Below are 26,501 nucleotides of genomic sequence, written 5' to 3' on the forward strand. Positions count from 1 at the left end.
GCGGTCGCGCCACTGTGAACAGCCAGACCCTCTCCGGCGAGCACCGCAACCCGATGGGCGCGTCAACCCGAGGAAGGTCTCACCCTGTGATCCTGCTGCTGTCCACCTCCGACACCGACCTGCTGAGCGCCCGCGCGAGCGGCGCCGAGTACCGGTGGGGCAACCCCGCCCGGCTGCTGGTCGAGGATCTCGGGCAGCTGCTCGACGGCGTCGACCTGGTGATCGTGCGCATCCTCGGCGGCAAACGTGCCTGGGAAGAGGGCCTGGACGCGGTGCGGGCCAGCGGTATTCCGATGGTCGCCCTCGGCGGCGAGATCGCACCCGACGCGGAACTGATGGAATGTTCCACCGTGCCGGTCGGTGTCGCCGCCGACGCCCACAACTATCTCGCCGCGGGTGGCGCCGACAACCTGCGTCAGCTCTACAACTTCCTGTCCGACACCGTGTTGCTCACCGGTCACGGGTTCGAGCCGCCGGTCCAGCTGCCCACGTGGGGTGAGCTCGAACGCTCGGCGCGCATCCTCGAACCGCACGCCCCCACGGTCGCCGTCGTCTACTACCGCGCCCAGCACCTGGCGGGCAACACCGGCTACGTCGATGCCCTGTGCACGGCCATCGAAGCCAAGGGCGCCCGCGCCCTGCCCGTATACGCGGCGTCGCTGCGGACCGCCGAGCCGGAACTGCTCACCCTCCTCGGCCGGGCAGACGCCCTGGTGGTCACCGTGCTCGCCGCGGGCGGCAGCAAGCCCGCCACCGCGTCGGCCGGTGGCGACGACGAGGCCTGGGACGTGGCCGCGCTGGCCGCCCTCGACGTGCCGATCCTGCAGGGCCTGTGCCTGACCAGCCCGCGCGCCCAGTGGGAGGCCAACGACGACGGCCTGTCCCCGCTCGATGTCGCCACCCAGGTCGCGGTCCCGGAGTTCGATGGGCGCATCATCACGGTCCCGTTCTCGTTCAAGGAGTTCGACGAGGACGGCCTGTCCACCTATGTCCCCGATCCCGAACGCGCCGCCCGCGTCGCCGGGATCGCGGTACGCCACGCCCGCCTGCGTCATATTCCCAACGGCGACAAGCGGATCGCGCTCATGCTGTCGGCCTACCCGACCAAGCACGCCCGCATCGGCAACGCCGTCGGCCTGGACACCCCGGCGAGCGCCATCCGGCTGCTCACCGAAATGCGTTCCGCCGGTTACGATCTCGGTGATATCGACGAGATCCCCGGCCTCGCCGAAGGCGACGGTGACGCCCTGATCCACGCCCTGATCGCGGCGGGCGGCCAGGATCCCGACTGGCTCAGCGCCGAACAGCTCGAGGGCAATCCGATCCGCATCGGCGCCACCGTCTACACCCGCTGGTTCGAGTCGCTGCCCGACGACCTGTGCGAAGCCGTGGTGGAGGCGTGGGGGCCGCCGCCCGGCGAACTGTATGTGGACCGGTCGGCCGACCCTAAGGGCGAGATCGTCATCGCCGCACTGCGTTTCGGCAATGTGGTGCTGATGGTGCAGCCGCCGCGCGGTTTCGGGGAGAACCCGGTCGCCATCTACCACGACCCCGATCTGCCGCCGAGCCACCACTACCTGGCGGCCTACCGCTGGCTGTCGTCGGCCGACGGCTTCGGAGCCGACGCGATGGTGCACCTCGGCAAGCACGGCAACCTGGAATGGCTGCCGGGCAAGACCCTCGGCATGTCCGCGTCCTGTGGCACCGACGCCGCCCTCGGCGATCTGCCGTTGATCTACCCGTTCCTGGTGAACGACCCCGGTGAGGGCACCCAGGCCAAGCGCCGCGCCCACGCCACCCTCGTCGACCACCTCATCCCACCGATGGCGCGCGCCGAAACCTACGGCGACATCTCGCGCCTGGAGCAACTGCTCGACGAACACGCCAACATCTCCGCCCTCGACCCGGCCAAACTGCCCGCCATCCGCCAGCAGATCTGGACCCTGATGCGCGCGGCCAAGATGGACCACGACCTCGGCCTGGCCGAACGCCCCGACGAGGACGTCTTCGACGACATGCTCCTGCACGTCGACGGCTGGCTCTGCGAGATCAAAGACGTGCAGATCCGCGACGGCCTGCACATCCTCGGCCAGGCGCCCGAGGGCGAGATGGAACTCGACCTGGTGCTGGCCATGCTGCGTGCCCGCCAGCTGTGGGGCGGCGAACAGAACGTGCCCGGCCTGCGAGAAGCGTTGGGGCTCAGCGAAGCCGGTGACGAAGCCCGCACCCGCGTCGATGTAGTGGAAGCCCGCGCCCGCGAGCTGCTCGGGGCCCTGCAAGCAACGGACTGGTCCGTGGAAGCCGTGGACGCGCTGGTCGACGACTACGCCACCGCGATTCTCGCTGGGGGAGTGGAGAATTCGTCCGCGCCCGAGTCGGCGGGCGGCGTCGCGGTGAGCGGGCGCCTCGACGCGGTGAAGACCGTGTTGCGGTTCGCCGCGACCGAGGTCGTGCCCCGCCTGCGCGAGACCGGCATCGAGATCGCCCGGGTCCTGCACGCCCTCAACGGTGGTTTCATCCCCGCTGGCCCGAGTGGTTCACCCCTGCGCGGTCTGATCAACGTGTTGCCGACCGGCCGCAATTTCTACTCCGTCGATCCGAAGGCCGTCCCGTCGCGACTGGCGTGGGAGACGGGTCAGGCCATGGCCGAGTCCCTGCTCGCCCGCTACCTGGCCGACCACGGCGAGTACCCGAAGTCGGTCGGCCTGTCGGTGTGGGGCACCTCGGCCATGCGCACCTCCGGCGACGACATCGCCGAAGTCTTCGCGCTGCTCGGCGTGCGGCCGGTGTGGGACGAGGCGAGCCGCCGCGTCACCTCGCTCGAAGTGATCTCCCTGGACGAACTCGGTCGCCCGCGCATCGACGTCACCGTGCGCATCTCCGGCTTCTTCCGCGACGCCTTCCCGCACGTCCTCGCCCTGCTCGACGACGCCGTCCGCCTCGTCGCCGCCCTCGACGAACCGGCCGACGCCAACTACGTTCGCGCCCACGCCGATGCGGACCTGGCCGAGCACGGCGATGCCCGCCGCGCCACCACCCGCATCTTCGGTTCCAAGCCCGGCACCTACGGCGCGGGCCTGCTGCAGCTCATCGACTCCAAGAGCTGGCGCACCGACGACGACCTCGCGCAGGTGTACACCACCTGGGGCGGCTACGCCTACGGCCGTGACCTCGACGGCGCTCCCGCCGCCGACGACATGCGCACCGCGTACAAGCGAATCGCGGTGGCCGCCAAGAACACCGACACCCGCGAGCACGACATCGCCGACTCCGACGACTACTTCCAGTACCACGGTGGCATGGTCGCCACGGTGCGCGCGCTCACCGGGAAGAACCCCGAGGCCTACATCGGCGACTCCACCCGCCCCGACGCGGTGCGCACCCGCACCCTCTCCGAGGAAACCACCCGCGTGTTCCGTGCGCGCGTGGTGAACCCGCGCTGGCTCGAGGCGATGCGCCGCCACGGCTACAAGGGTGCCTTCGAGATGGCCGCGACCGTCGACTACCTGTTCGGCTACGACGCCACCACCAATGTCGTCGCCGACTGGATGTACGAAAAGCTTTCCGAGAGCTACGTTTTCGACGATGTGAACCGCAAGTTCATGGAGCAGTCCAACCCGTGGGCCCTGCACGGCATCGCCGAACGACTGCTCGAGGCGGCCGAGCGCAAGCTCTGGGAACACCCCGAACCGGAAACCCTGGACAAGCTGCGCCAGATCTACCTCGAGACCGAGGGCGAACTGGAGTAGTCCGCCTGCGCGGCCTGCAGCAGAACCCGGTCGCGGTAGATCCGCAGTGCCGCGATGACAGCCGAGACCGCGGTGAGCAGGCCGCAGGCGATGCGCACCGCATGCGCGACCTCGATCTCGGCGACGGTGCGGTGCAATTCGTCGACCGTGTACATGGCGCGATCCTCGAACAGGATCGGCCAGCGCGGCCACAGGTACAGCATCGACAGCAGGAACATCCCCGAGACGAACGGCACCAGCGACGCGAGCAGCCAGCCGCGGGCGCGCCCCGTCCACGCACCGGCAGCCACGGCGAGCACAGCGCTCAGGGTCAGGAACATCCCCAGCGGGCGCATCACGTCGCCGACCGAGACCACGGCGGTGAATGCCTCGCCCACTTCCAGCGATGCCGGAATGTCGTGGAAGTAGTTCGGGTAAAGGAAGACCGTTTCGGCGATCGTGGTGCACACCACCAGGGTCGCCAGCACGGCGTAGACGGTCGCGGCCGTGAGTGCGACAGTGAGTTTTCGCATGGTGTTCTCCTCGTGGGTGTGCTGTCGACGCTAGGCCGACGTCGTAACGGAGACATCCGGTGCCGACCCTGAACTCGGGTCGGGGAACTCACCCAGGTCTCGTGATCGACGGCGAACGCGAGTGGGTTGCCGTAAAACTGCAACGCGTTCTAATCTTGGCGGGTGAGCCCGGGAAACACCCTGGCCGGAAAGGGTCGCCATGACCACCTCACCGGCGTACTTCACCCGCACGGGCGCGGTGTTCGAGCCGACCAGGTTCTCGCTGAGCCTGTGGGGCCCCAAGACGCTGTCGGGGCCGCCGGTGTGCGGGTTGATGGCGCGGGAGGTGGAGGCGCGGTACTGCACCGAGGAGTTCGTGCCCGCCCGGTTCACCGTCGACCTGCACCGCGCGGTGCCCGCCGTGCCCGTTACTGTCGAGAGCGAGCTGGTGCGCGACGGCAAGCGCGTGCGCGCGATCGCCGTCAGCCTGCGCTCGGACGACGCGGTGGTGGCCAGGGGCAGCGCGTTGCTGCTGAAACGCTCGGCGCAGCCGCCCGGTGCGGTGTGGCGGCCCGACCGGGAGCGGCCGCTGCCGCCGCCGGACGCGCGCGCGGCGATCGAGGAGGGGTTGCACCTGTTCGGCAGCGACGGCCATGCCGACGGCTGGTCGATCCGGATGACCGAGCACCAGAACGACACCCGTAAACGCAAATGGGTGCGCAACATCCCGGTCGTCGCCGGTGAGGAGTCCTCCCCGTTCTGCTACGCCGCGATGACGGGTGAGCAGACGAGTCTGGTCACCAACTGGGGCACCGACGGCATCGGTTTCATCAATACCGATGTGTCGATCACGTTCTCGCGCATGCCGATCGGCGTCGAGATGGGCATCGAGGCGGAAGGTCACCTCAGCGACGACGGGATCGCGGCGGGCGCGGCCGTGCTCTACGACGCCGACGGCGCGTTCGGGATGTGCACCACCACGGCACTGGCCAACGAGAGCCACCAGATTCGCGGTGCCGTCATCGACAAACTCACCGACAGGGTGATGGCGGAACTGGCGTCGGGGCACTGAGCCCGCCGATCACGGTTCCTGCGAACGCATTTCGAGAGGCAGGTCGCCGGCTTCGATGCCCTGGGCACGCAAGGCGAGCGGAACCTGCCGGGTGAAGCGTCGTGGGGGCCGGTAGTGGGTGCTGTGATCCGACACCAGCAGCACCCGGCCCTGCCGCGCCACGATCTCCCCGGCGGCGGCCACCGGGCCACCGGCCAGGAAACTCGAATGGTGGAACCGACCGAGCAGATGCTGGGGCGAGGAGTACAGCGTGCCAGCGCTGTCCATGACGAAGATCGCCCGGCCACCTTCCGGTGACCACAGGGTACTGGCCGCCGTGGTGTCGAACAGGGCGCCGTCGGCGGTGTGGAGCAGCCCGTCGCGGGTGTGAAGCCGGAACCGCAGGCGCGCTTGCTCGTCGAGATAGGTGACGTGACTGCCGTCCCATACCCGGTTCCCCGGCAGGTGCTCACCGGCGAACTCCGGCCGCAACGGCGTCGTCTCGAACACGGTCGGTGCGGAATCCGTTCCGGTGCCTAACAATCGGCGCATGCGGTGGGCGAAGCCCGTCATGCGGGCACCAGGGTGACGATCACTTCGTCGGCCACCGTTTCCGCTTTCACCACGGCCTCGCCGAGGTACAGGGTTGCGGCGCGCGGTCGGCCGTCGGGCAGGGGTACGACCGAGACGGCGTCGACGCGGCGGCCGGTGAAGGCGCTGTAGGGTTCCTCGTCGGTGACGTCGAACGCGGTGTATTTGCCCGATTCGGCGACGTATTCGATATTGACCGGGTCGACGAGCGGCTCGAACGGGTCACGCCACGGCGCCGACCGGATCCGCAGTTCCGAGCCGTCCACCCCGGAATCGAGCAGCAGGGTGGCACCGTTGTGGAAGGTGAACTCGATCGGGCCCTCGGAGCGGTCGACCTCGTCACCGAGGACATAGAACATGCGGCGGACGGCGACAATGGTCCCGTCGACCGCGCCGTTGAGCGCGCTTCGGCCGTGTTCGTCGTTGTCGGACACCAGTTTCCTCTGACATCGCCGGGCAGATGAGTCATCATGTCGCCGCACCCGCTCGCCACGCAACTCCACCGGCGTGCCGCCCAGCGCCCGCCCACTCGTACCATGACTTCATGGGCGAGCCCACCCGGGACCTGGTGGAGCGTGCGGCCGAGCTGCTGGCCGGACGCCGCGTCGTGGTGGTGTCCGGGGCGGGTTTGAGCACCGACAGCGGCATCCCCGACTACCGCGGCCCCGATTCACCACCCCGCAATCCGATGACCTACCAGCAGTTCGTCGGCGACGCCGACTTCCGGCAGCGGTACTGGGCCCGCAACCACATCGGCTGGCGGCGGATGGACGCCGCCCGCCCGAATCCGGGCCACCGCGCGCTGGCCCGGCTGGAACACGCGGGCGTGGTGTCGGCTGTGATCACGCAGAACGTCGACCTGCTGCACACGAAAGCAGGTGCTCGCCGGGTCATCGACCTGCACGGCACGTACGCCCGCGTGTGCTGCCTGCGCTGCGCGGCGGTGATCTCCCGCATGTCGCTGGCCGAACAGCTGGAGGCGGCCAATCCCGATTTCGCCGACCAGGTTTCGCACGGCGGCGGTATCGAGGTCGCGCCCGACGCGGACGCGGTGGTCACCGACACCGACCGCTTCCGGATGCTCGACTGCGCCCGGTGCGGCGGCATGCTCAAGCCCGACATCGTCTACTTCGGCGAAACCGTCCCCGCCGAGCGGGTGGCGGCGGCCTTCGCCCTGGTCGACGACGCCGAGGCACTGCTGGTAGCTGGATCGTCACTCACCGTGATGTCCGGGCTGCGATTCGTCCGCCGCGCCGCGAAGAACGGTGTGCCGGTGGTGATCGTGAACCGCGGCGCGACCCGCGCCGACGACCTGGCCGCCGTGCGCATTCCGGCCGGCTGTTCGCAGACCCTGTCCACCCTGGCCGACCAGCTCACCACCGTGGTACCGCGATGAGCGATTCCGCCGACCCCGCCGTCGAGGCGCGCTACTGCCGGTCTACCGGTTGACGCAGGTGGGTGCAAAATGGACGGTAACTTGATCCCTCGGTGACGGCCGCGAATCCGACGTGGGTAAGCTCTGGCCACCAGCGCATGAAGAGTTCCACCCGCGGCGCAAAGTTTTCCTCGCAGCGGGGTTGTCGGCCCTTGCGTGGGCCGAATGATCGACACCCACCAGCCAGCCGATCAGAACCAGGGCTTTTCCATGACCGATACCGTCGTCGCCGAACCACGCCTCACGCACCGCCAGACACTCACCATTCTGTCCGGCCTGCTACTCGGGGTGTTCCTGGCCGCACTCGATCAGAACATCGTCAGCGTCGCGATCGTGCGGATCGCGAACAGCCTCGACGGCTTCGACGAACAAGCCTGGGCGACAACGGCATACCTCATCACCGCGACCGTCACCACGCCCCTCTACGGCAAACTCGCCGACATCTACGGGCGTAAACCGTTCTATCTGCTGGCCATCGCACTGTTCGTCATCGGTTCGGCGGCCTGCTGCTTCGCCCAGACCATGTATCAGCTGGCCGGGTGCCGCGCCTTCCAGGGCCTCGGGGCAGGCGGGCTGATGTCGTTGGCGTTCACCATCGTCGGTGACATCGTGCCCGCCCGTGAACGGGTCCGCTACCAGGGTTATTTCCTCATGGTCTTCGGCATCGCGACGGTGCTCGGGCCGGTGGTCGGCGGGTTCCTGTCCGACTACGAGAGCCTCGGCGGTATCGAAGGCTGGCGCTGGGTGTTCCTGGTCAACGTGCCGGTGGGTCTGCTCGCGTTCCTGGTGGTGTGGCGGGTGCTCGATGTCGGCCACACCCGGCAGCGCAGCCGGATCGACTGGTTCGGTGCGCTGGCGCTGGTCGTCGGGGTGGTGCCCCTGCTGATCGTCGCCGAGCAGGGCAGGCTGTGGGGCTGGACGTCCCCGAAATCGCTGCTCTGCTACGGCATCTGCGTTGGCGGGCTGCTGGTGTTCGTGATCGTCGAGTTCCTGATGAAGGACGCGGCGTTGATCCCGTTGCGGTTGTTCCGCAGTTCCACCTTCAGCGTCGCCATTCTCGGCGGATTCCTCATCGGTGTCGCCATGTTCGGGGCCATCACGATGGTTCCGCAATACCTGCAGGTGGTGCGCGGGTTCTCGCCCACCGAGGCGGGGCTGCTGATGCTGCCGCTGGTGCTCGGCATCATGGTCGGCGCCCAGCTGTCGGGCCTGATCACCAAGGCCAGCGGGCGCTACAAGGTGCTGCCGGTGCTCGGCGCGCTGATCCTGGCCATCGGCTGCGGATTGTTCGCCCGCATCACCTACGACGGTCCGCTGTGGCAGCCGCTGGCCTACAGCGCGATCATGGGTTTCGGGCTCGGTGGTTGCATGCAGACACTGGTGATCGCCGCGCAGAACGCTGTCGGGCGCACCGAGATGGGTGTGTCGACGGCGGCGGCCACGTTCTTCCGGCAACTCGGCGGCACCCTCGGCGTCGCGGTCTTTCTCACCGTGCTGTTCGATCGGCTCCCCGGTTCCATCCTGAGCGCGTTCGGCGGCACCCTCCCGCCGGGTCTCGACGCCGCCCGGCTCGAGGCCCTGCAGAGCGACACCAGCGGCATCGCGGCCCTGCCCGACCACCTGCGGATCCCGATCCTCGAGGGTTTCACCGACTCGATGCACACCGTGTTCCTGCTGGCCGCCGATCTGGCGATCGTCGCCTGCCTGGTCCTGGTGTTCATGAAAGAGATTCCGCTGCAAGAGGATCCGGTGCCCGACGAGGCCGACGAAGGTGCCCAGCTACGGGACGTGAGCCTCTACGACGCACACGAGATGGCGGGCAAACTGCGGCCGGGCGCGACGGGCCGGGTGATCGCGGGTCTGCTGCGCCGTGACGATGCCCGCCCGGTCCCGTCGGCGACGCTCACCCTGATCGATCAGCACGGTCACCAGGTGGCGCGCGGCAACGGCGACGCCGACGGCGCCTACATGATCGAGGCACCGCGACCGGGCAACTATGTCCTCATCGCGGCCGCCGCCGGTCATCAGCCAGAGGCGGTGAGCGTGTCGATCGGGGAACGGGCCCAGCACGTCGACCTGATGCTCACCGGGGCGGGTGAGCTCACCGGGGTGGTGCGCTCGGCGCGGCGCGGCGAACCACTGTGGGGTGCGACCGTGACCCTGACCGATCCCGAGGGGGAGGTGGTCGGGGCGGCGATCACGGGCGAGGACGGTACCTACGTCTGCCGTGATGTCGTCAGCGGCACGTACACCCTGGTCGCGGTGGCCGACCACATGCGCCCGACAGCACTCGCCCTGACCGTCCCGGAAACCGGCTCACTGCACCGCGATATCGATCTGGAGCCGATGGCCATCCTGACCGGCTCGGCCTGGGTCGACGGCGACCGCCCGGTCGCGGATGTCGAGATCACCGTCCTGGATTCCGGCGGCGACCCCGCCGCAACCACTCGCACCGACGAGAAGGGCCGCTACCTCGTGCCAGACCTGCCCGAGGGGGAGTACACGGTCGTCGCGCGCGGGTACCCACCGGTCGCGAGTCAGGTGGCGGTCACTCGTGGCGAGATCACCCACGACGTCACCCTGGGATACGACAACGAAGAATCGATGCATCGCCGGTAGGTCGTTCCAGCGCCTCGCCATCGACGAGCGTGAACCCGAACGGCTCAGGCGGATTCGGCGACCTGCTCGGCGCGGTAGACCTCGGCCAGCTCGGCGAGCGGGATCGTGAGTGCTTCGGCGAGGCCGACGATGGTGCCGAACGCGGGGGAGGGCATGCGCCCGGACTCGATCTTGCGCAGGGTCTCGGGAGAGATCCCCGCCCGCCCGGCCACCTCGTTCAGTTCGCGATCGCCCCGAGCCGTCCGCAGCCGCCGACCCAGCCGGCGCCCGGCTTCGACTTGGGCGGGACTGAGCGGAAGACGAACCATGCCCCCGATGGTAAGTGCTCACTCACCGAGCCGCCAAGAAAGCTCTCCTGACGGCGCTGATCCGTCCCAGGGCGTCGCGGCGTCCATGAACTAGCGGGTGGGACGCCCGGGGATTCGGCCGTTACCGTCGCCGGTGGGTGTCCATTGTTCGGCCCAGTCCCAGACCTGCTGGAGGGACTCGGCCAGGAGGGCGCCCTCGGTGGTGAGTTCGTAGGCGCCGCGCGGCCCGTTCTTGCGGGTCAGGCCCGCTGACTGCAGTTGCTGGAGGCGGTCGGACAGCATGCTCGACGAGCAATTGCCCATCCGGCGGCGCAGGTCGAGGAAGCCGAGGGGACCGGGTTCGAGTTCCCAGATCACGCGCAGCATCCACCGCTGGCCGAGCAGGTCTATCGCGGCAACGATCGTCGCGGAGGGTTCTGCGGTCTCGTCACCGCCGGTTGCGCTTCTCATTCGGAAGCACGATAGCTGGTTCTGTATCAGAAGCACTCGGGCGATCGGGCGGGGTCCTGAATCCGGAATACCTCGGGGAGTTCCCCGATGTGTGCGGGTGGTCGCGACGCCTAGCGTTGTCGAGGTGAAGGCAATCGTGCAGCAGGTTTACGGGTCGTCGGCGATGTTGACGGTGGCCGATGTCGGGCGCCCGGAAGCGGGGGCGGGGGAGGTGCTGGTTCGGGTTCGTGCGGCGTCGGTGAACGCGCGCGATTGGCACGTGATGCGGGGGGATCCGAAGATCGCGCGGTGGATGGATCGGTCGGTGTTCCGTCGCAAGGGCCCGGCGAATCCGGTGCAGGGCGGGGACTTCGCGGGGACGGTCGAGGCGGTGGGCGATGGGGTCACCGATGTCGCGGTGGGCGACGAGGTGTTCGGTGAGGCGGTCAGCGGCGCGTTCGCGGAGTACCTCGCGGTGCCGCGCGCTCTCCTCGACCGAAAGCCGAATAACCTGAGCTTCGAGGAGGCCGCGGCCGTACCGCTGGCCGCCAACACCGCCCTGACCTGCCTGCGTCACGTCGACGCCGGAAACCGGGTGTTGATCATCGGTGCCTCCGGAGGGGTCGGCACCTTCGCGGTCCAGATCGCCCGGGCCAGGGGTGCCGAGGTCACCGGGGTGTGCAGTGCCCGCAATGTCGAGGCGGCACGGTCACTCGGCGCCGCACATGTCTTCGACTACACCCGCGAGACCGTAACCGGCCGCTACGACACGGTTCTCGACCTGGTGGGCACGCGCGGCCTACGCGAACTCCTTCGCTTGGTCGAGCCCACCGGCACCCTCGTTCTGTCCGGTGGTGGCAATTTCGACGGTGGGAGCGTGTTCGGTCCGGTCGGCTTGCTCGCGCTCGGCCAGCTGGCTCGGCCGTTCGTGAAACCGTCGATCCGCGTCCCGCTGGCTCAGCAGAGTCCGGAGTCGCTGACAGAACTCCGCGAGCTGATCGAGTCGGGTCAGGTCCGCCCGGCCATCGACCGGACCTACCCACTGGCCGAGACGCCCGCGGCCATCAGCTACATGGAATCCGAACATGCCAGGGCGAAGATCGTGATCATCGTCGCCGAATAGGTCGAATCGCCTGGCGGAGCGGGGTTTCTACCGGGTGTCGGGATCATCCGCCGGTTGCGCTTCTGATTCAGAAGCGCGATAGTTGCTTCTGAATCAGAAGCATGCGGGCGGGAGGAACACGATCCCTGCGCCTCAATCGGGACGCGCAGGTGGATCTCGCGAAGGCGATGCTGCCCTTGACGCCGTCGGGTGGACGCATCGTGTTCGTCACCAGCCATCAGGCCCACTTCATTCACGAGAAGTCCGATGTGCCTGCGGGTTACGCACCGATCGCGCGGAGCAAGCGCGCGGGTGAGGACGCCCTGCGCGCGCTGATGCCCGAATTCCGCTCGCGGGGAGTTGGTTTCACCGTGGTGTCCGGCGACATGATCGACGGCACGATCATCGTCCGGCTGCTGGAACGGCGTGACGCGAGCAGTGTCGCGTCACGCCGTGCGGCGGGCCCGTTGCCGACTGTCGAGGATTTCGCCGCGGCGATCGTGACCGCGGCCGAGTCCGACGACGCCGACGGGCGGACGATCTATGTCGGCGGCTCGGACTATCTCACCTCGAGTGCCGTCGGGTAGTGACCGCGGCTACACCGTGGCTCGGCGTTGCAGTTCGAGGGCGATGTCGATGAGCTGGTCTTCCTGGCCGCCGACGAGTTTGCGTTCGCCTGCGCGGACAAGCATTTCGGCGGCGGAGACGTTGTAGCGTTCGGCTTGGCGTTCGGCGTGTTTGAGGAAGCTGGAATAGACGCCCGCATAGCCCATCATGAGCGATTGGCGGTCCAGGAGGCATTCCTGCGGCATGGCCGGGCGCACGACATCTTCGGCGGCGTCGGCGATGGCGAAGAAGTCGATGCCGGTTTCGATCCCGAGTTTGTCGCAGACGCCGACGAGGGCTTCGACGGGTGTGTTGCCCGCGCCCGCACCGAAGCGGCGTGCGCTGCCGTCGATTTGAGTGGCGCCCGCGCGGATGGCGTAGATGCTGTTGGCGACGGCGAGGTCGAGGTTTTCGTGACCGTGGAAGCCGACCCGGGCGTCGTTGCCGAGTTCGGCGACCAGGGCGGCCACGCGGTCGGAGACCTGATCGAGGACCAGGGCACCCGCGGAGTCGACGATGTAGACGCATTCGCAGCCGGCATCGGCCATGATGCGGGCTTGCTTCGCCAGCGCCTCAGGGGTCTGGGTATGCGACATCATGAGGAACCCGACGGTTTCCAGACCGAGGTCGCGGGCGTAGCCGAAATGCTGGATGGACACGTCGGCTTCGGTGCAGTGCGTGGCGATGCGGCAGATGGAGGCGCCGTTGTCCTGGGAGACCTTGATGTCTTCTTTGACCCCCACCCCGGGCAGCATCAGGACCGCGATCTTGGCCTGCTCGGCGGTGTCGGCGGCGATTCGCACCAGTTCCTGTTCAGGGGTTTTGGAGAATCCGTAGTTGAACGAGGAACCGCCGAGTCCGTCACCATGGGTGACTTCGATGACGGGAACACCGGCGCCGTCGAGGGCGGCGACGATATCGCGGACCTCGGTGGTCGTGAATTGGTGACGTTTGTGGTGTGACCCGTCGCGCAGGCAGGTGTCGGTGATGCGGATGTCGAGATCAGCGGAGTACGGCATGGAAATTCCTAACGAGGCCGGGGCGGAGGGATGCGCGCTCACACGCGGGCGGCGTGGATCTGATCGGCCATGACTTCGCCGACCTTGGTGGCGGCGGCGGTCATGATGTCGAGATTGCCCGCATACGGCGGCAGGAAATCGCCCGCGCCTTCGACTTCCACGAACACCGAAACCTTCGCCAAGCCGCCGGAAACCACAGAGGGTTCGTCGAATTGGGGTTCGTTGAGAAGCCGGTAACCAGGCACGTACTGCTGGATGTCGGCGACCATGCGGTGGATCGAGTCGGTGATCGCGGCCTGGTCGGCGTCTTCGGGGATGGCGCAGAAGATGGTGTCGCGCATGATCATCGGCGGTTCGGCCGGGTTGAGGATGATGATCGCCTTGCCGCGTTCGGCCCCGCCGATGGTTTCCACACCCCGGCTGGTGGTCTTGGTGAATTCATCGATATTGGCGCGGGTACCGGGCCCGGCCGACACCGACGACACCGAAGCCACGATTTCGGCGTAGGGCACCGGAACGACTCGCGAGACAGCGGCCACGATCGGAATCGTCGCCTGTCCACCACAGGTGATCATATTGACATTCGGGGCGTCGACCAACGATACGAGATTGACCGGTGGAACAACCGCCGGGCCGACCGCGGCCGGAGTCAGATCGACTGCCCGAATGCCCAATTCGGCATATCGCGGTGCGGCGGCACGATGCACATAGGCCGAGGTCGCTTCGAAAACAAGGTCGGGCTTCTCCGGTTGAGCGAGCAACCAGTCGACACCCTCGGCCGAGGTCTCCAAGCCGAGCCCACGAGCCCGCTTCAGCCCTTCACTGGCCGGGTCGATCCCGATCATCCACCGGGGTTCGATGGATTCCGACCGCAACAGTTTGTAGAGCAGATCGGTGCTGATATTGCCGGATCCGACGATCGCGGCGGTGACGTTCCCGTTGGCCACGGTAAGCCTCCTCGAGTTTGGGGCCGGCGAACCGGCGAAGTACTGGATCACCGCGTCGACTCAGCGGCGGAGAGGTAGCGCGGGCCTAGGCGAAACGCAAACGGACCGAACCGAGTCCGGTGAATTCGGCGTGGAAATCGTCGCCGGGGCGGGCGTCGATGGCGCGGGTGCAGGAGCCGGGCAGCACGATGTCACCGGCTTTGAGCCGCACACCGAAGGTGGCGACCTTGCGTGCCAGCCAGGCGACCGCGATCACCGGGTCTCCGAGGACCGCGTCGCTGCGGCCTTCGGCGACGACCTCACCGTTGCGGGTGAGGACCGCGTCGATGGCGGTGATGTCGATGTCGGCGGGGGCGACGCGTTGTTCGCCGAGGACGAACCCGGCCGAGGAGGCGTTGTCGGAGATGGTGTCGGCCAACCCGATCTTCCAGTCGGTGATCCGTGAGTCGATCAACTCGATCGCGGGTGCGTAGGCGACGGTCGCGGCCAGCACGTCGGCTTCGGTGCAGTCCTCGCCGGGCAGGTCCTTGCCCAGGACGAACCCGACCTCGACCTCGACGCGGGGCAGCAGGTACTGGGAGGTGTCGACGGGGACGTCTTCGAAGACTTCCATCTCGGCGAGCAGGTGTCCGTAGTCGGGTTCGTCGACGCCCATCATCTGCTGCATCGCCTTGGACGACAGCCCGACCTTGTGCCCGACCACCTGGGCGCCGTCGCGCAGCCTGCGCTGGATGTTGAGCAACTGGATCTCGTAGGCGTCGACCACGTCGATGTCGGGGTACCGGTCGACCAGCGGCGGCACGGCCACCTGATTCTGTTCGGCGCGGGCCAATTCGTCCGCGAGCTCGCTGCGCACGGTGGGGCTCAGCATGCTGCCTCCGTCCTTGTCGTCGTGATCATGCAACCCATGCTCCTCGGCAGGCGAGCAGCTGAACGGTCCGCTTCCCGCTGGCCGGAAAGAAATTCGGCGGTCTTCCCGGATCCTGGGAAAGCTGTGCTCACAGCTGGGCGGTGTCGGCCCGGCGAGGCATGAATGCGCAGGCCACGACCATAACCACCGTCATCGCGGCGATGGCGACGAAGACGAGATGTATTGCCCCGGCCAGCTTTTCCGGAGCCGGGGACCCCGCGATCCGAGCGTTGACGATGGCGCCGAACACGGCCACACCCACGGCGCTACCGAGCGAGCGGGCGAACAGTGCGGCCGAGGTGACCACACCCCGCTCCGACCAGGCTGCGCCGGTCTGTGCCGCGATGAGCGTGGGGGTGGCCACCAGCCCCATCCCCGCACCGACGACGAAACAGGATGCCGCCACCTGCCACAGCGCCGAGTGTTCGTCGATGAGCAGGGTCGATGCGGCCCCGATCGTCGCGACACAAGCTCCCGACACCGCGCAGGCCCGGAAGCCGAAGCGCAGGTACACCTTTCCCGCCTGCGCGGCCGACAACGGCCAGCCCAGGGTGAGCGCACCGGTGACGAGCCCGGCAACCAGCGCGCCGGTCCCCAGTACCCCTTGGTTGAACATCGGCACATAGGTGGTGAACCCGAACAGCAGCGCGCCACCGAGCATCGCCGCCACCGTGCTCGCCAGCACCACCGGCCGGGTGAAGATCCACAACGGCAGAATCGGCTGTGCCGCACGGGTTTCGACCACGACGAAGACCGCCAGCAGCAGTGCGGCTCCGGTGAACACGCCGATCCCCGTCGGCGAATCCCACACCCAGGCACGACCACCTTCGAGCAGACCGAGGACCAGCGCGCTCGCACCGGCGGTGAGCAGGAACGCCCCGGCATAGTCGATGCGGGACTGCCGCCGAGGCACCGTTTCGTGGAAGCCGCGCACCAGCATCCACGCGGCGAGCACAGCCAGCGGCAGGTTGATCAGGAAGATCCAGCGCCAGCCGAGATAGTCGGCGAAGACGCCGCCGAGCAGCGGACCGGTCACCGACGCCACCGCCCACACCCCGGCGAGATACCCCTGGATCGTCGCGCGTTCGGCCAGGGTGTAGAGATCGCTCGCGATCACCATGGTCGTCGGCTGGATCGCACCCGCACCGAGCCCCTGCACCGCGCGGAACACGATCAGCGCGAGCATGCTGCTCGCCAGCCCGCACAGCAGCGAGCCGAGCGCGAAGACCGCGATCCCGAACAGCATCACCGGTTTCCGGCCGAACGTGTCGGCCAGCGCGCCGTAGACGGGAACCGTGACCGCCTGGGCGAGTAGATAACTGGAGAACAACCACGGGAACAGCGCGAAATCGCCGAGGCTGTCGGTGATGGCGAGCACCGCGGTGGCCAGGATCGTCGAATCGAGGGCGACGAGCCCCGTCGCGAGCATCAGCGACACGAGCACCGGCCCACGCTCGGACCCGAACCCGACCGATTCCCGCGCGGTATCAATAGCCACAGCCCACCTCCCGGATCAGAAGCGGATGCGGACAGTGCCGGTGCGTGGGCGCGCCTGACAAGCGAGGATGTAGCCGGCGGCGATGTCGTCGTCGTCCAGCACGCCGGTCCTGCCCATCTCGACCTCGCCGTCGAGCACCGTGCAGGCGCACGAACCGCATTCACCTTCCCGGCACGAGTACGGAACATCGAGTCCGCGCGCGAGCATCACGTCGACGAGCGTCCGTTCGCGGGGCCAACGCAGCGCGTGGACGGTGCCGTCGAGCTCCACGTCCACGTCGGCGGCCGTGTCGTCGGCGGCGACGGGTACCGGCTCGGCGAACGGGTCGCCCGACAGCGAGACGAACACCTCGCCGGTCACCCGCTCCCGTGGACGATCCGCCAAGGCCTCGGTCACCGCGGCCATGAACGGGGCGGGACCACACAGGTACGAGTGGAAATCGGCATACGGCGCGGCGAAGTCGGCCAGCGAACCGGCATCGGGCAGACCGCGTTCGGACTGCAGCCAATGGGTCACTGTGAGCCGGTCCGGGTATCGCCGCGCGAGTTCGGTGAGCGCCCGATCGAAGATCACCGAGTCCCGATCACGGTTGGCGTAGAACAACACCACCTTGCCCCGCCCACCGACCAGCGCCGAGACCAGGATCGACAACACCGGCGTGATCCCACTGCCCCCGGCCCACAACAGCAGATCCTCGTCGAGCGAGGCAGGCGTGAAGGTGCCGGTCGGCGGCAACACGTCGATACTGTCGCCCGGGGACAGGTTGTCGCACAACCAGTTCGAGCCATACCCGCCTTCGGTTCGCTTGACCGTCACCTTGGGCGGTTCCCCCGTGAACGGCGAACTAGCCAGCGAATAACACCGCGCCACCGGCGGCTCCCCGGGTATCCGCAGCGTGAGGAACTGACCGGGCCGATACCCGAACCTCTCCTTCGCATCCTCGGGAACCTCGAACACGAACGAACGCGCCTCGGCAGTCTCCTCGACCACCGCCGCGACCCGCAGCGTCACCACCCGCGTACCAAGCGCCACGTCGACACTCGCCCTCGTCACCGATGTCCTCCTACGCTCGCGAACACGTCGCCACGACGGTCCCAGTCCCGTGGCGTCCTGGCAGCCCCGGCTCCCGGTGGTCGGGAGATCGCGGCGACCAACCCGCCCACCGGGAGAGCGGGGGTCCGGCGGTGGAGTCGACCACGAGGAGGTCACGAACGCAGAGGGACGACGCGTGCATCCGGTTCCCGATATGGCCGTAGCTGACAATCGTCACCGGGTGTGGCCATGCGCGTCGTGACCTTGTTCGGTCATGGTCTCGCCCGCCTCGGTGGGCATTGCGGAAGACGACCCGACGAGGGGGTTCGACGCTCGGTATACATCCGGTCGTGTAGCCGATCGAGGAGTGGCGGCATACGACAGACGAGTGCGTAGTACGACGATGGCCCCGCCTGGCCGAATTCGCGCCAAAGCGGGGCCGTGGTTGTCAGCCACCTGGCCAGGGGATTGTGGGCGCTACGGCTCCAGCTCGAGACCGAGCCCGACCTGGTGGCCACCAACCCCTCCGCGAGAAGTCACCACGGGTGTCGCAACCGCGTTGTCACCAGTCCCTTGTTCCTCGCTCGGAGTGATGCCGACTGCGACGTCCTCGGCGGGAGATTCGTTGTCACTCATAGGACTGCTCCTTCGGGCTGATTGTGGTTCGGACCAAGGAACGCTCGTCCCGGCCGCGCCTAGCTGGACACCAACGCGACGATGTCCTCGATCCGTACGATTTCGCCGCCGGCACCCCAGTTGCCTTCCGGAATCTCGTTGATGTGCACCCACGCGGTCGCGGCGTCGGCGAAACGTGCAGGGTCCTCGTCGGCGTCCGCCAGCACCCGGTTGACTCGGCGCACGATGTCGCGGCGCTTGTCGTCGTTCATCGAGCCGGCTGGAACTCCCACTCGCACCACATATTTCGGACTGCCACCGGCCGGGAGTCGCTGACCACCCACGAACCAGGCGTCGATCTCGTTCACCACCAGCCACGAGATGGAACGAGCCGCGGCGGTGTCGGGCGCACCCTCGGCGAGCATCACCTCCGAGACCAGCTGCCCGCCGATCTTCTCCCGGCTCTCCTGGTCGAGTGAACCTTTGGGAACGAACAATTCCACGAACGGCATCGGTTAGTCCTTTCATTGAACTCTATGACTCCATCACCGTACGCCCGGTGAGTTCAATGAATCAACCCTCTATACTGAGGGCATGCACAGGACCAGCTTCGCGGAGATGCACTGCTCGATCGGGCAGTCCCTGGAGCGGGTCGGGCAATGGTGGTCGCCGCTGATCGTGCGCGACCTCTACCTCGGCCTGCGCCGTTTCGACGACCTCGCCGAGAACCTCGGAATCTCCCGCAATCTGCTCACTCGACGACTCGAAGCGCTGGTGGCAGACGGCATCGTGGAGCGCCGGGCGTACCAGCAACGACCGCTGCGGCACGAATACCACCTCACCGAGGCGGGACGCGAACTCGTCCCTGTGCTGATGGCGCTGATGGCCTGGGGTGACAAATGGGCCACCCCGCCGGGTGGTCCGCCGGTCCGATTGGTGCACGACGAATGCGGGCACCAATTCACGCCGCAGGTCTGCTGCTCGGAGTGTGCGAAACCGGTAACCGCGCAGAGTGTTACCGCCCTACCCGGCCCGGGTGCGGCCTCGGGACCGGGGACCACAGTGCTCGCCCGCCTCAACGAACTGCCGGCACAGCCTGATGCCAAGTGCTGAACCGGCGAAGAGGCAACTCTGATCTCGCTCCAACCGGTCGCTGACGCGCCTCGCAGTACCGCAAATCGGGCCGCGGTCAGCCTCGGACGCCACCACGATCATCAGCCCGAACAGTTGGGTTTCGCGATGATCTGATGGACGTCCTCATAGAGGATGCGGCCCGGGTTTCCGGAGTGCACCCGAGCCCATCCGATTCCGTGTGCGTCCAGGATCCTCGTGTAACCGTCTACACGAGAGATCATCTCAGTGGCCGACGGCTTGAACCAGGCCGCGGCGCCAGGATGCAACTGCCGGTCGTAAACAGACGGGTCCGCAACGCTCGGATCGACGAGATTACAGTGGTACCAAGCGTTTTCACGCTGGCGGAAATGCTCTTCAGCGGTAGTCAGGCGACCCGCCCGGGATAGCCCGTTCACTAAAGCGAATACTCCTGGAAACCAACCCGAGCGACTCTGTACTACGGCTTGGAAGCGCACGAACAGCAACTCGCTGCCACGATCTCCTATCGGCTCGCGGGAACCGCATTCAGGACCGGTGCGGCCGTCTACCGAGCCTCCGACCACCCGACCCGACATTTCTTCGGATGTCACAACGAACAGGTTCTCCCACTGCTTCAGATCGCATCCGACCACCCGCTGGACGGTTTTCCACACGTCACCGTCGGTCACCATGGAGATCATTCGTTCGGATGCCGAGGCCACACGCTCGAGCCGGAGTGGACGCCAGGCCAGAATGGAGCTTGTGCTGATAGAGGAAATCGCTGTCAAGGTAGCGCAGAGCGTGCCCCGGCTGGGATCGACCCGACTGGTCGCTGTAGACGGGCCCGGCGGCGCAGGGAAATCCACTCTGGCGGACCGCCTCGCCGTCGCGTGCTGTGCCGACTTGCTCCACACCGACGACTTCGCATCCTGGGACAACCAACTCGACTGGTGGCCGAGGTTGGAAGCCCAGGTACTGGAACCGCTCGGCCAGGGCCGTCCCGCACAGTACCAGCGGTATGACTGGACTTCGCGCGCCTTTTCGGAATGGCACGAGCTGGCGAGCCCAGATGTGCTGATTCTGGAAGGGGTTTCGGCCGCGCGCGCAGCGGTCCGTGACCGCCTGTCGCTGTCGATCTGGGTGGAAACCCCGCGCGATACGCGGCTCAGGCGTGGGCTGGACCGCGACGGGGCGCAAGCGCTGCCGTTGTGGCAGCGCTGGATGGCTGCCGAGGATGCCCACTTCGCTGCCGATCGGACGCCAGACCACGCGGACGTGATAGTCGACGGCTGGCACCCACAGGAATGAACGCTCATCGGCAGAAGCGGGTGTTTCGACCAAGGTAGGCGACAGAAGATCGTTCTGCCGTCGACTAGATCTCGAGCTCGATGAACGGGAAAACGTCTCGGAATCGCCGAAGCACACCCGGTCTGGTATGCAACGCGCGCTTCGCCTGCGCCGGCCCGAAAGGCGGATCGAAAACGTCTCGACCGCGTCCGAACGCGATGCCGTACAAGGCGTTATCCTCCTGCCGAGATCCTCCGCCGACGGAGAATCCGATGATGGACGAGATCTCTCCGGCTGAAGTAATGCTCACCAGATCGAACATGTACTGAGGGATGTCCTGCATCTCGTTGGTGATGATTACGTACTCACACCACTTGCGGAGCTCGGCTAGGTCGATCGCTTGCGTGAAATAGCAGCTCAGCACGAAGCCGATGGTCCGCCCATCTTCTTGCGTCAGCCCAGTAACGGTCCCAGCCATGAACGTCTCCCACCTCGACTCGGTCATGCCACCTTATGGGTGACATCTGACAGGCTCGACAGAAGCGGACGTTCGTGACCGCGCGGTAGGCGGCATTACAGTGCGTTGGGTCGGCGGCGATCCTGTTACCTTTCGCGGGCGGCGCTCGTCATAGAAGCGACGACCGATCACCGACGGTCTCGCACTTATGACCGAAGTGGAGCACACGATGCTGACCAACATCATGTACGTGACGATCTACGTCACCGATCAAGACCGCGCGCTGGAGTTCTACACCGACGGGCTCGGCTTGGACAATCGGATCGACTTCACCGGCCCGACGGGCGTTTCCTCATCGTAGCCGCGGAGTGACTCTCGTGGAATCCGAGCCCGAGGACTATCCATTCGGAATCCGGGTCGAGGCGATAGACCCGGACGGCAACCGGATCTCGCTGCGGGAGTTCAGGGTGCTTTCTCGGTACTCGGAGCGAATCCTCCCCCGAGCAACTCCGTATTGCGTTCGCGCAGCGAAACTTCCAGACATCACAGAGTTTGAGCACATGGCACGGCTCGGCTTGGCTTTCCCGGTCTCGACGCAGGACAGATGCCGTGCCGAACTGTCGGCGGCCAGCGCCGGCTCCAGCTGACTCAGCCGCCGCCGCCAATCCCGCAGCAGTGTGCCGACCGGGGATTCCTGCATCGAACGCGCCACTCGGCCACGCTATCGGTCCGGCGCGACCGGGTGCCATGACCTCGGAGGTCATTGAGCCGATGATCGGCCGCTGGCAACGTCGACGCCATGACCACGATGACCACCTTTGAAGCCGGCCCCGGCCTGCGCACCGCCTTGCGGGTAGACGGCTGGAGCACCGGCGTTTTCGGCACCTTTCTGTTGGCCACCGCCCCGTTGTTGCGCGAACCGCTCGGCTTGCCGACCTCCTGGTCGGTCCCCTTCGGCGTCGGCATGCTGGGCGGCGCCGCGGCACTGCTGCTCATGGCGCGCCACCCTCGGCTACCGTCTCGCCTGGCTGCCGTCGTTGTCGCGGTCAACGCGCTATCGGCGGTACTCATGGTCGAGCTTGCTGTGATCGACCTGATTCCGCTGACGAATTGGGGCCGAGTCTTCCTGTTCGCGGGAGCGGCGTTCGTCGCGAGTTTCGCCGCCCTCGAGTTCGCGGGCCTGCGTCGCCGGGGGCCGGTGGCGCCATGACCGACGAAACCGCCGTCCTCGCCCTGCTGCACGCGCAGATGGACGCCTGGGCCGCAGGTGACGGCGCCGCCTTCGCCGCCACCTTCACCCCCGACGCCGATTTCGTCTCGGTCGTCGGGGAACGCATCCAGGGCCGAACCGAACTCGCCACCGTCATGCAGGAGGGCTTCGACGGGTTCATGAGGGGCACCCGCATGGCCGAACCCGACACCACCACGCTGCGCTTCCCCGCACCGAATATCGCGGTGCTGGTCACCGTGGGCGATCGCCCCATGCCGCAGGGCGAGCCCGCGCCGCCCGATACCCGGTCCGTCCAGACCCGGGTCGCGGTGCGCCACAAAGGAACTTGGCTGTTCACCACCTTCCAGAACACCCGGATCAGCCAGTTCCCACAGTGAGTCGGGAACATGACAACGCGTTCGCGTTGTCTTCGTGACCCGCATGCCCAGGTCGGCCGACTATGAACGGACGCGCCCTACTCAGCCGCCGGCGGCTCATCGAAATCCACGCCGTCAGCATGAACTTTGTCGGAGCCTGTCCGTAGCGTGCACGGAATGAATTGGAGGCCGTGGCTGGAGCTTTGGAGTGAGGAACGGATAGCAAGTTGCGATCCCGGTGAGCTGGATCCCGAGGTGGTGCAGCAGCGCTGGCTCGGCTATCCCGCGGCCACCCAGGCCGAGGTCGCAGCCGTCGAGCGGCGTCTCGGCCTGAGGTTGCCACCCTCTTATCGCAGTTTCCTGCTGACCACCGATGGATGGCGCCATGCCGGGGAGTTCGTGCGGAAGATGCGTGACACGACCAACCTGGGGTGGCTGCGTGACCTCGAACCCAACTGGGAGTCCTGGGCCGACCTGATCACCGAAGCTCCAGGTGATGCGCCGGGTAACCCCTTCAGTCGCGGGTTGTTGATCTCGTTGCACGCCGACGTCGGGATTCTGTTCCTCGACCCGGCCGACCGCGACGAGGACGGCGAATGGGCCGCCTATAGCGTCTTTGCCTGGAGTGAATTTCCGCAGCGGTATCCATCGTTCACCGCACTCATGAAATCGCTGTACCAAAGCTTCCATCGTCTGCGTCAGCCTGCGGGCAAAACTCGTGACAACTGGGCTTCGGTGGCCGAGGAGGCTCGAGGTCGAGCCCTTTCCGGGGGCCTCGACAAAGCCATGGTGTCCCTGGAAAAGGCTCAGAATTCCGGCGAGCCGCGCGCCACAGTCCTGAGAACCCAGCTCCAGATGTTCCTCACCACTTCCTCTCCATACGAGGCCTCCCGGATCCTTACGCATCTGCTGCCTTCGACGCCCGTCCCGGACGGATTCTTCAGCAGTCCGCTGTTCACCGACGAGTTTCTGCCGTGCATGTTCCTCCAGCACGCGCATAAAGAACCCTGGTACGGCTCCGCCCTCGACATTGCCGAATATCTGGCAAAACGCGCACTCACCGGACACCGCCAGGCCCTCGAACTCGCCCAGAAACACGCCGCTGACAAGCACTCACATGTCTCCGCCCTTGATATCGCCCAGCTCCTGGAAAACGCACAAAACGATCCCGGGCTCGAGATCGGACCTGCTATCGACGAGCACAGGGCACGGGTACAGCGCCCCGGCTACCGGCTTACCTACGGCAATCAAGCCTTCGACGCCGCAGTACGAAAGGCGCTCGCACAACACCACTCCGACCCAGCGGCACTGTGGGATGCGCTCGGGACCGCGATGACGCACTGGCAGCCCCGCACTCCGGATCACATCGCCCCGGTCGCCCTGCTCGCCGACCCTGTGCTGGCGTACAGCCTGACCCCGGAACGTGGTCGCGCGTTGCTGAGTCAACCGCGTGGCGGCCGCTGATCCACGAGATAGGCGAAATCAGTTCTTTCCGTGGTTGTACCGCCCGGCGGCAACTCATTTCACGCCACACCGCGCAACGCGGGAAGCAAGCATCCTGGATCACGATCGCCCTCTTCCGCGGTCGTCGGCCTCGGGCGGTCCAGGAAGACGAGGATTGAGCGCCAATGGCCGCGAGGTGGCGCGCGCCCAGCATCAGATCAGTGTGAAGTACCCGCAGGGTGACCCGGCACGGACGCGATGGCGATCTCGTATTCGGTACTGTCGCGCGCGGCGAACTGCTGGATTCCATCCCAATCGAAAACGGCGGCTCCGTTCTCGACCTCGGCCTGGAATTCGGTCCACGTGAGGCCGCCGGGGAAGCGTCCGATGCCGTCGAACTCCTCGACGTGCCACCGCCAATCGTTCGAGCGGAACCGCGTGAGGATTTCACGCAGGAGCACCGGGGTTCCCCGCTCGGTCCACATGGGAATCGTCTCGACAAGCATCACGCATCCTCACTGACATGGGCATACGTGTGCCGTCGACGGGCGAGTACTTCAGACCATATCCGAGATCGGTGGTAGTAAAATCCTGCGCATGCCGCGTACTCGGGCAGCATGGTCGCGCGTGTCGATCACGGCGCAGTGACTACTCCTGGTCTCGTCGCCAGCTCAATGCCGGATAAGACCGCCGACCGGAGTAGACGTGACGTGGCCGGTCGCCGGGAGGGTTTGTGCCAGGGCCAGGCCGGAGTCGACAAGGGATGATCGGCGGAGGTAGGCGACTTCGGAGATCGGGGTCCAGGTCGGTTCGACTGTGGCCCCGCTCGGTTCGGCTCGGAGGCGGCCGCCGGTGACGCGGACGAGATAGAAGATGCCGATGTTCTGGTGCTCTTCGCCCGAGTGGGCCTCATGTGCCGGGATCACCCTTGAATCGACTCCGAGTAATCGTTCGACGACGCCGGTGAGACCGGTCTCCTCCGCAAGCTCGCGGGTCACGGCATCGAAGGGGTCCTCTCCCTGATCGACCCCACCTCCCGGAAGCGTCCAGGTGGTTTCGCCGCTTTCGGCGATGTGGCGAACGAGCAGCACCCGATCATGTTCGCGGCAGACGCCGTATGCCGCGATTCTCGAAGTCACCCGGTGAATTCTATCTCCGCGCCCGCGTGGTGGCAGGACCGGTACTGGTGGTGAACCTCGGTACCACGATCGCACGTGTGCAATGGTATTCGAAAAGTTCCGCTTGCCTGGTTGGTCAGCCGGTGCGAAGCAGGATCCTGTGGGTCTCATCGAGGTGTCGGTCGACAACGAATCCAGCGGTGGTTCCGGCTATGGGTGGTTCGCCTGTCCACGGCAGTGCGGACCACACGCCGTCGAATTCGACTACGTATTCACGGTTCGATGAAAAGACGTGAGTGATTTCGGCGGTCACTTCCGAACCCACAGGATGGCGGCGCTTCACAGCATGCCATTCTCGGTCACTCATGGTCCACCCGGCCGCTGCGCTCGGCCGGAAGGTGGCATCGAGCGGCCAGAGCCGAACTTGTCGGTGCGTGTGCTGGAGGACCTCGAATTCTGTGACGGTGCCTACGGTCGGCCAGTGATCGACGGATTCCGGAAGGTTGAGGACATCGACGAATCCTGTTGGCGGCCGGCCTAGATCGACAAACAATCCGATGGTGCCGGGGCGCGGGATCATCGTGACGACTCCGGTCACGTGGTCGCCGACCGGATATGTTCTGCGAGCCGCGTCGAGGCTGGGTTCGTTCGGGTCGGGTTCGGTCATTGCGCGACCACCCGGCGACGGGCCTCCCGAACCAGCGGGCTCACGCGGAACATCTCACCAGGGTCTGAGTTCTCCAAATCTGCCCAGTACTCGAGCCTTTCCGCTATTGCTGGCGCTCGTGTGGCCTCGTACACCGCAACCAGCGTGTCGATCAACTGCTGGGTTCGTTCCGGCGGATCGTCCTGTGCCGCCGTGGTGGCCAGATGGCTTTCGGCCGAATCGAGGACCAGATCCAGTAACCAGTAACTCAGTTCCCAGTCGGATTTGTGTGCGAGTAGCAGACGAGCGAAGTCATCGAGCCGCTCCGGATCGGACACCTCGACAGGCCAGTCCTGCATCCAGTTTTCGTGCGGGATGTTGGCCAGTTGCGCTACTCGAGTCGCCGAGTTCCCGCTTGGATAGATCATGCAGAGCAAGGTAACCAACTCAGCGCAATCTCGGCGATTCG

General features: G+C 66.7%; 29 protein-coding genes. 12 read left to right on the top strand and 17 right to left on the bottom strand.

Annotated elements, in window-relative coordinates; translation table 11 throughout:
* Positions 1–86: 86 nt before the first annotated feature.
* Complete coding sequence (gene cobN / locus NI2_RS17590; protein ID WP_067492125.1) at positions 87–3,749, top strand: cobaltochelatase subunit CobN; 3,663 nt, start codon at positions 87–89, stop codon at positions 3,747–3,749.
* Here the strand turns inward: cobN and NI2_RS17595 are convergent.
* A complete protein-coding gene (locus NI2_RS17595) occupies positions 3,719–4,261 on the bottom strand; it encodes a hypothetical protein (protein WP_067492126.1) in 543 nt (180 codons plus the stop codon). The genes cobN and NI2_RS17595 overlap by 31 nt on opposite strands.
* A gap of 199 nt (positions 4,262–4,460) precedes the next feature.
* Here NI2_RS17595 and NI2_RS17600 point away from each other — a divergent pair, with 199 nt between their 5' ends.
* Positions 4,461–5,312 (top strand): acyl-CoA thioesterase domain-containing protein, encoded by an 852-nt coding sequence (locus NI2_RS17600; RefSeq protein WP_067492127.1) that lies wholly within the window; start codon positions 4,461–4,463, stop codon positions 5,310–5,312.
* Positions 5,313–5,321: 9 nt separating this feature from the next.
* On the opposite strand, the gene NI2_RS17605 is transcribed toward NI2_RS17600, so the two are convergent.
* Both NI2_RS17605 and NI2_RS17610 read right to left on the bottom strand, forming a co-directional pair.
* Entirely contained in the window at positions 5,322–5,864 is a 543-nt protein-coding gene (locus NI2_RS17605; protein ID WP_067492128.1) for an IQM protein middle domain-containing protein, read from the bottom strand.
* The gene (locus NI2_RS17610) at positions 5,861–6,316 is read right to left on the bottom strand and encodes a hypothetical protein (RefSeq protein ID WP_067492129.1); all 456 of its coding nucleotides are present in this window, start codon (positions 6,314–6,316) and stop codon (positions 5,861–5,863) included. Before NI2_RS17610 ends, NI2_RS17605 begins: the two co-directional genes overlap by 4 nt.
* 110 nt (positions 6,317–6,426) lie before the next feature.
* Here NI2_RS17610 and NI2_RS17615 point away from each other — a divergent pair, with 110 nt between their 5' ends.
* Positions 6,427–7,278 (top strand): NAD-dependent protein deacetylase, encoded by an 852-nt coding sequence (locus NI2_RS17615; protein WP_067492130.1) that lies wholly within the window; start codon positions 6,427–6,429, stop codon positions 7,276–7,278.
* Positions 7,279–7,527: 249 nt separating this feature from the next.
* Positions 7,528–9,936, top strand: a complete 2,409-nt coding sequence (locus NI2_RS17620; RefSeq protein WP_067492197.1) for an MFS transporter — start codon at positions 7,528–7,530, stop codon at positions 9,934–9,936.
* Positions 9,937–9,980: 44 nt separating this feature from the next.
* On the opposite strand, the gene NI2_RS17625 is transcribed toward NI2_RS17620, so the two are convergent.
* Both NI2_RS17625 and NI2_RS17630 read right to left on the bottom strand, forming a co-directional pair.
* A complete protein-coding gene (locus tag NI2_RS17625) occupies positions 9,981–10,244 on the bottom strand; it encodes a helix-turn-helix domain-containing protein (RefSeq protein WP_067492131.1) in 264 nt (87 codons plus the stop codon).
* A 90-nt stretch (positions 10,245–10,334) separates the two neighbouring features.
* A complete protein-coding gene (locus NI2_RS17630) occupies positions 10,335–10,694 on the bottom strand; it encodes a winged helix-turn-helix transcriptional regulator (protein WP_067492132.1) in 360 nt (119 codons plus the stop codon).
* Positions 10,695–10,818: 124 nt separating this feature from the next.
* Between NI2_RS17630 and NI2_RS17635 the strand changes: the two genes are divergently transcribed.
* Both NI2_RS17635 and NI2_RS17640 read left to right on the top strand, forming a co-directional pair.
* Complete coding sequence (locus NI2_RS17635) at positions 10,819–11,796, top strand: NAD(P)-dependent alcohol dehydrogenase (protein ID WP_067492133.1); 978 nt, start codon at positions 10,819–10,821, stop codon at positions 11,794–11,796.
* Between the two features lie 101 nt (positions 11,797–11,897).
* The gene (locus NI2_RS17640; protein ID WP_084476488.1) at positions 11,898–12,362 is read left to right on the top strand and encodes an SDR family oxidoreductase; all 465 of its coding nucleotides are present in this window, start codon (positions 11,898–11,900) and stop codon (positions 12,360–12,362) included.
* A 9-nt stretch (positions 12,363–12,371) separates the two neighbouring features.
* Here the strand turns inward: NI2_RS17640 and dmpG are convergent, their stop codons facing one another.
* The 6 genes from dmpG to NI2_RS17670 all read right to left on the bottom strand — a co-directional run bounded on the left by dmpG (position 12,372) and on the right by NI2_RS17670 (position 18,914).
* The gene (dmpG, locus tag NI2_RS17645) at positions 12,372–13,400 is read right to left on the bottom strand and encodes a 4-hydroxy-2-oxovalerate aldolase (protein ID WP_067492135.1); all 1,029 of its coding nucleotides are present in this window, start codon (positions 13,398–13,400) and stop codon (positions 12,372–12,374) included.
* A gap of 38 nt (positions 13,401–13,438) precedes the next feature.
* Entirely contained in the window at positions 13,439–14,347 is a 909-nt protein-coding gene (locus NI2_RS17650; protein WP_067492136.1) for an acetaldehyde dehydrogenase (acetylating), read from the bottom strand.
* An 85-nt stretch (positions 14,348–14,432) separates the two neighbouring features.
* On the bottom strand, positions 14,433–15,218 hold the full coding sequence (locus NI2_RS17655; RefSeq protein ID WP_067492198.1) for a 2-keto-4-pentenoate hydratase: 786 nt from the start codon (positions 15,216–15,218) through the stop codon (positions 14,433–14,435).
* A gap of 127 nt (positions 15,219–15,345) precedes the next feature.
* Complete coding sequence (locus tag NI2_RS17660; protein WP_067492137.1) at positions 15,346–16,755, bottom strand: MDR family MFS transporter; 1,410 nt, start codon at positions 16,753–16,755, stop codon at positions 15,346–15,348.
* Positions 16,756–16,770: 15 nt separating this feature from the next.
* Entirely contained in the window at positions 16,771–17,808 is a 1,038-nt protein-coding gene (locus NI2_RS17665; RefSeq protein ID WP_067492138.1) for a ferredoxin--NADP reductase, read from the bottom strand.
* A 674-nt stretch (positions 17,809–18,482) separates the two neighbouring features.
* A complete protein-coding gene (locus NI2_RS17670) occupies positions 18,483–18,914 on the bottom strand; it encodes a tautomerase family protein (protein ID WP_067492139.1) in 432 nt (143 codons plus the stop codon).
* 82 nt (positions 18,915–18,996) lie between these two features.
* Here NI2_RS17670 and NI2_RS17675 point away from each other — a divergent pair, with 82 nt between their 5' ends.
* The gene (locus tag NI2_RS17675) at positions 18,997–19,515 is read left to right on the top strand and encodes a winged helix-turn-helix transcriptional regulator (protein WP_067492140.1); all 519 of its coding nucleotides are present in this window, start codon (positions 18,997–18,999) and stop codon (positions 19,513–19,515) included.
* Positions 19,516–19,616: 101 nt separating this feature from the next.
* Here NI2_RS17675 and NI2_RS33150 read toward each other — a convergent pair whose 3' ends face one another.
* Entirely contained in the window at positions 19,617–20,183 is a 567-nt protein-coding gene (locus NI2_RS33150; RefSeq protein ID WP_218018529.1) for a hypothetical protein, read from the bottom strand.
* A 1-nt stretch (position 20,184) separates the two neighbouring features.
* Here NI2_RS33150 and NI2_RS17680 point away from each other — a divergent pair, with 1 nt between their 5' ends.
* A complete protein-coding gene (locus tag NI2_RS17680) occupies positions 20,185–20,802 on the top strand; it encodes a uridine kinase family protein (protein WP_243749663.1) in 618 nt (205 codons plus the stop codon).
* Between the two features lie 64 nt (positions 20,803–20,866).
* Here the strand turns inward: NI2_RS17680 and NI2_RS17685 are convergent, their stop codons facing one another.
* Positions 20,867–21,286, bottom strand: coding sequence for a hypothetical protein (locus tag NI2_RS17685; protein ID WP_067492141.1), 420 nt, complete (start codon positions 21,284–21,286; stop codon positions 20,867–20,869).
* Positions 21,287–21,467: 181 nt separating this feature from the next.
* Between NI2_RS17685 and NI2_RS34760 the strand changes: the two genes are divergently transcribed.
* The 4 genes from NI2_RS34760 to NI2_RS17705 all read left to right on the top strand — a co-directional run bounded on the left by NI2_RS34760 (position 21,468) and on the right by NI2_RS17705 (position 24,289).
* Positions 21,468–21,599, top strand: a complete 132-nt coding sequence (locus NI2_RS34760) for a VOC family protein (protein WP_208115297.1) — start codon at positions 21,468–21,470, stop codon at positions 21,597–21,599.
* Positions 21,600–22,046: 447 nt separating this feature from the next.
* Complete coding sequence (locus tag NI2_RS17695) at positions 22,047–22,448, top strand: hypothetical protein (protein WP_243749662.1); 402 nt, start codon at positions 22,047–22,049, stop codon at positions 22,446–22,448.
* Positions 22,445–22,846 carry an SgcJ/EcaC family oxidoreductase gene (locus tag NI2_RS17700; protein WP_067492144.1) on the top strand — a complete coding sequence of 134 codons (402 nt, stop codon included), beginning with the start codon at positions 22,445–22,447 and terminating at the stop codon, positions 22,844–22,846. Before NI2_RS17695 ends, NI2_RS17700 begins: the two co-directional genes overlap by 4 nt.
* 234 nt (positions 22,847–23,080) lie before the next feature.
* Entirely contained in the window at positions 23,081–24,289 is a 1,209-nt protein-coding gene (locus tag NI2_RS17705) for an SMI1/KNR4 family protein (protein WP_067492145.1), read from the top strand.
* Positions 24,290–24,486: 197 nt separating this feature from the next.
* On the opposite strand, the gene NI2_RS17710 is transcribed toward NI2_RS17705, so the two are convergent.
* The 4 genes from NI2_RS17710 to NI2_RS17725 all read right to left on the bottom strand — a co-directional run bounded on the left by NI2_RS17710 (position 24,487) and on the right by NI2_RS17725 (position 26,460).
* Positions 24,487–24,774 carry a hypothetical protein gene (locus NI2_RS17710; protein WP_133733762.1) on the bottom strand — a complete coding sequence of 96 codons (288 nt, stop codon included), beginning with the start codon at positions 24,772–24,774 and terminating at the stop codon, positions 24,487–24,489.
* 165 nt (positions 24,775–24,939) lie between these two features.
* Positions 24,940–25,407, bottom strand: coding sequence for an NUDIX hydrolase (locus NI2_RS17715; RefSeq protein WP_067492147.1), 468 nt, complete (start codon positions 25,405–25,407; stop codon positions 24,940–24,942).
* 115 nt (positions 25,408–25,522) lie between these two features.
* Positions 25,523–26,053, bottom strand: a complete 531-nt coding sequence (locus tag NI2_RS17720; RefSeq protein ID WP_067492148.1) for a hypothetical protein — start codon at positions 26,051–26,053, stop codon at positions 25,523–25,525.
* A complete protein-coding gene (locus tag NI2_RS17725; RefSeq protein ID WP_067492149.1) occupies positions 26,050–26,460 on the bottom strand; it encodes a hypothetical protein in 411 nt (136 codons plus the stop codon). Before NI2_RS17725 ends, NI2_RS17720 begins: the two co-directional genes overlap by 4 nt.
* Between the last annotated feature and the right edge of the window lie 41 nt (positions 26,461–26,501).

It is taken from the genome of Nocardia ignorata NBRC 108230 (assembly GCF_001612905.1).
GTDB lineage: Bacteria > Actinomycetota > Actinomycetes > Mycobacteriales > Mycobacteriaceae > Nocardia > Nocardia ignorata.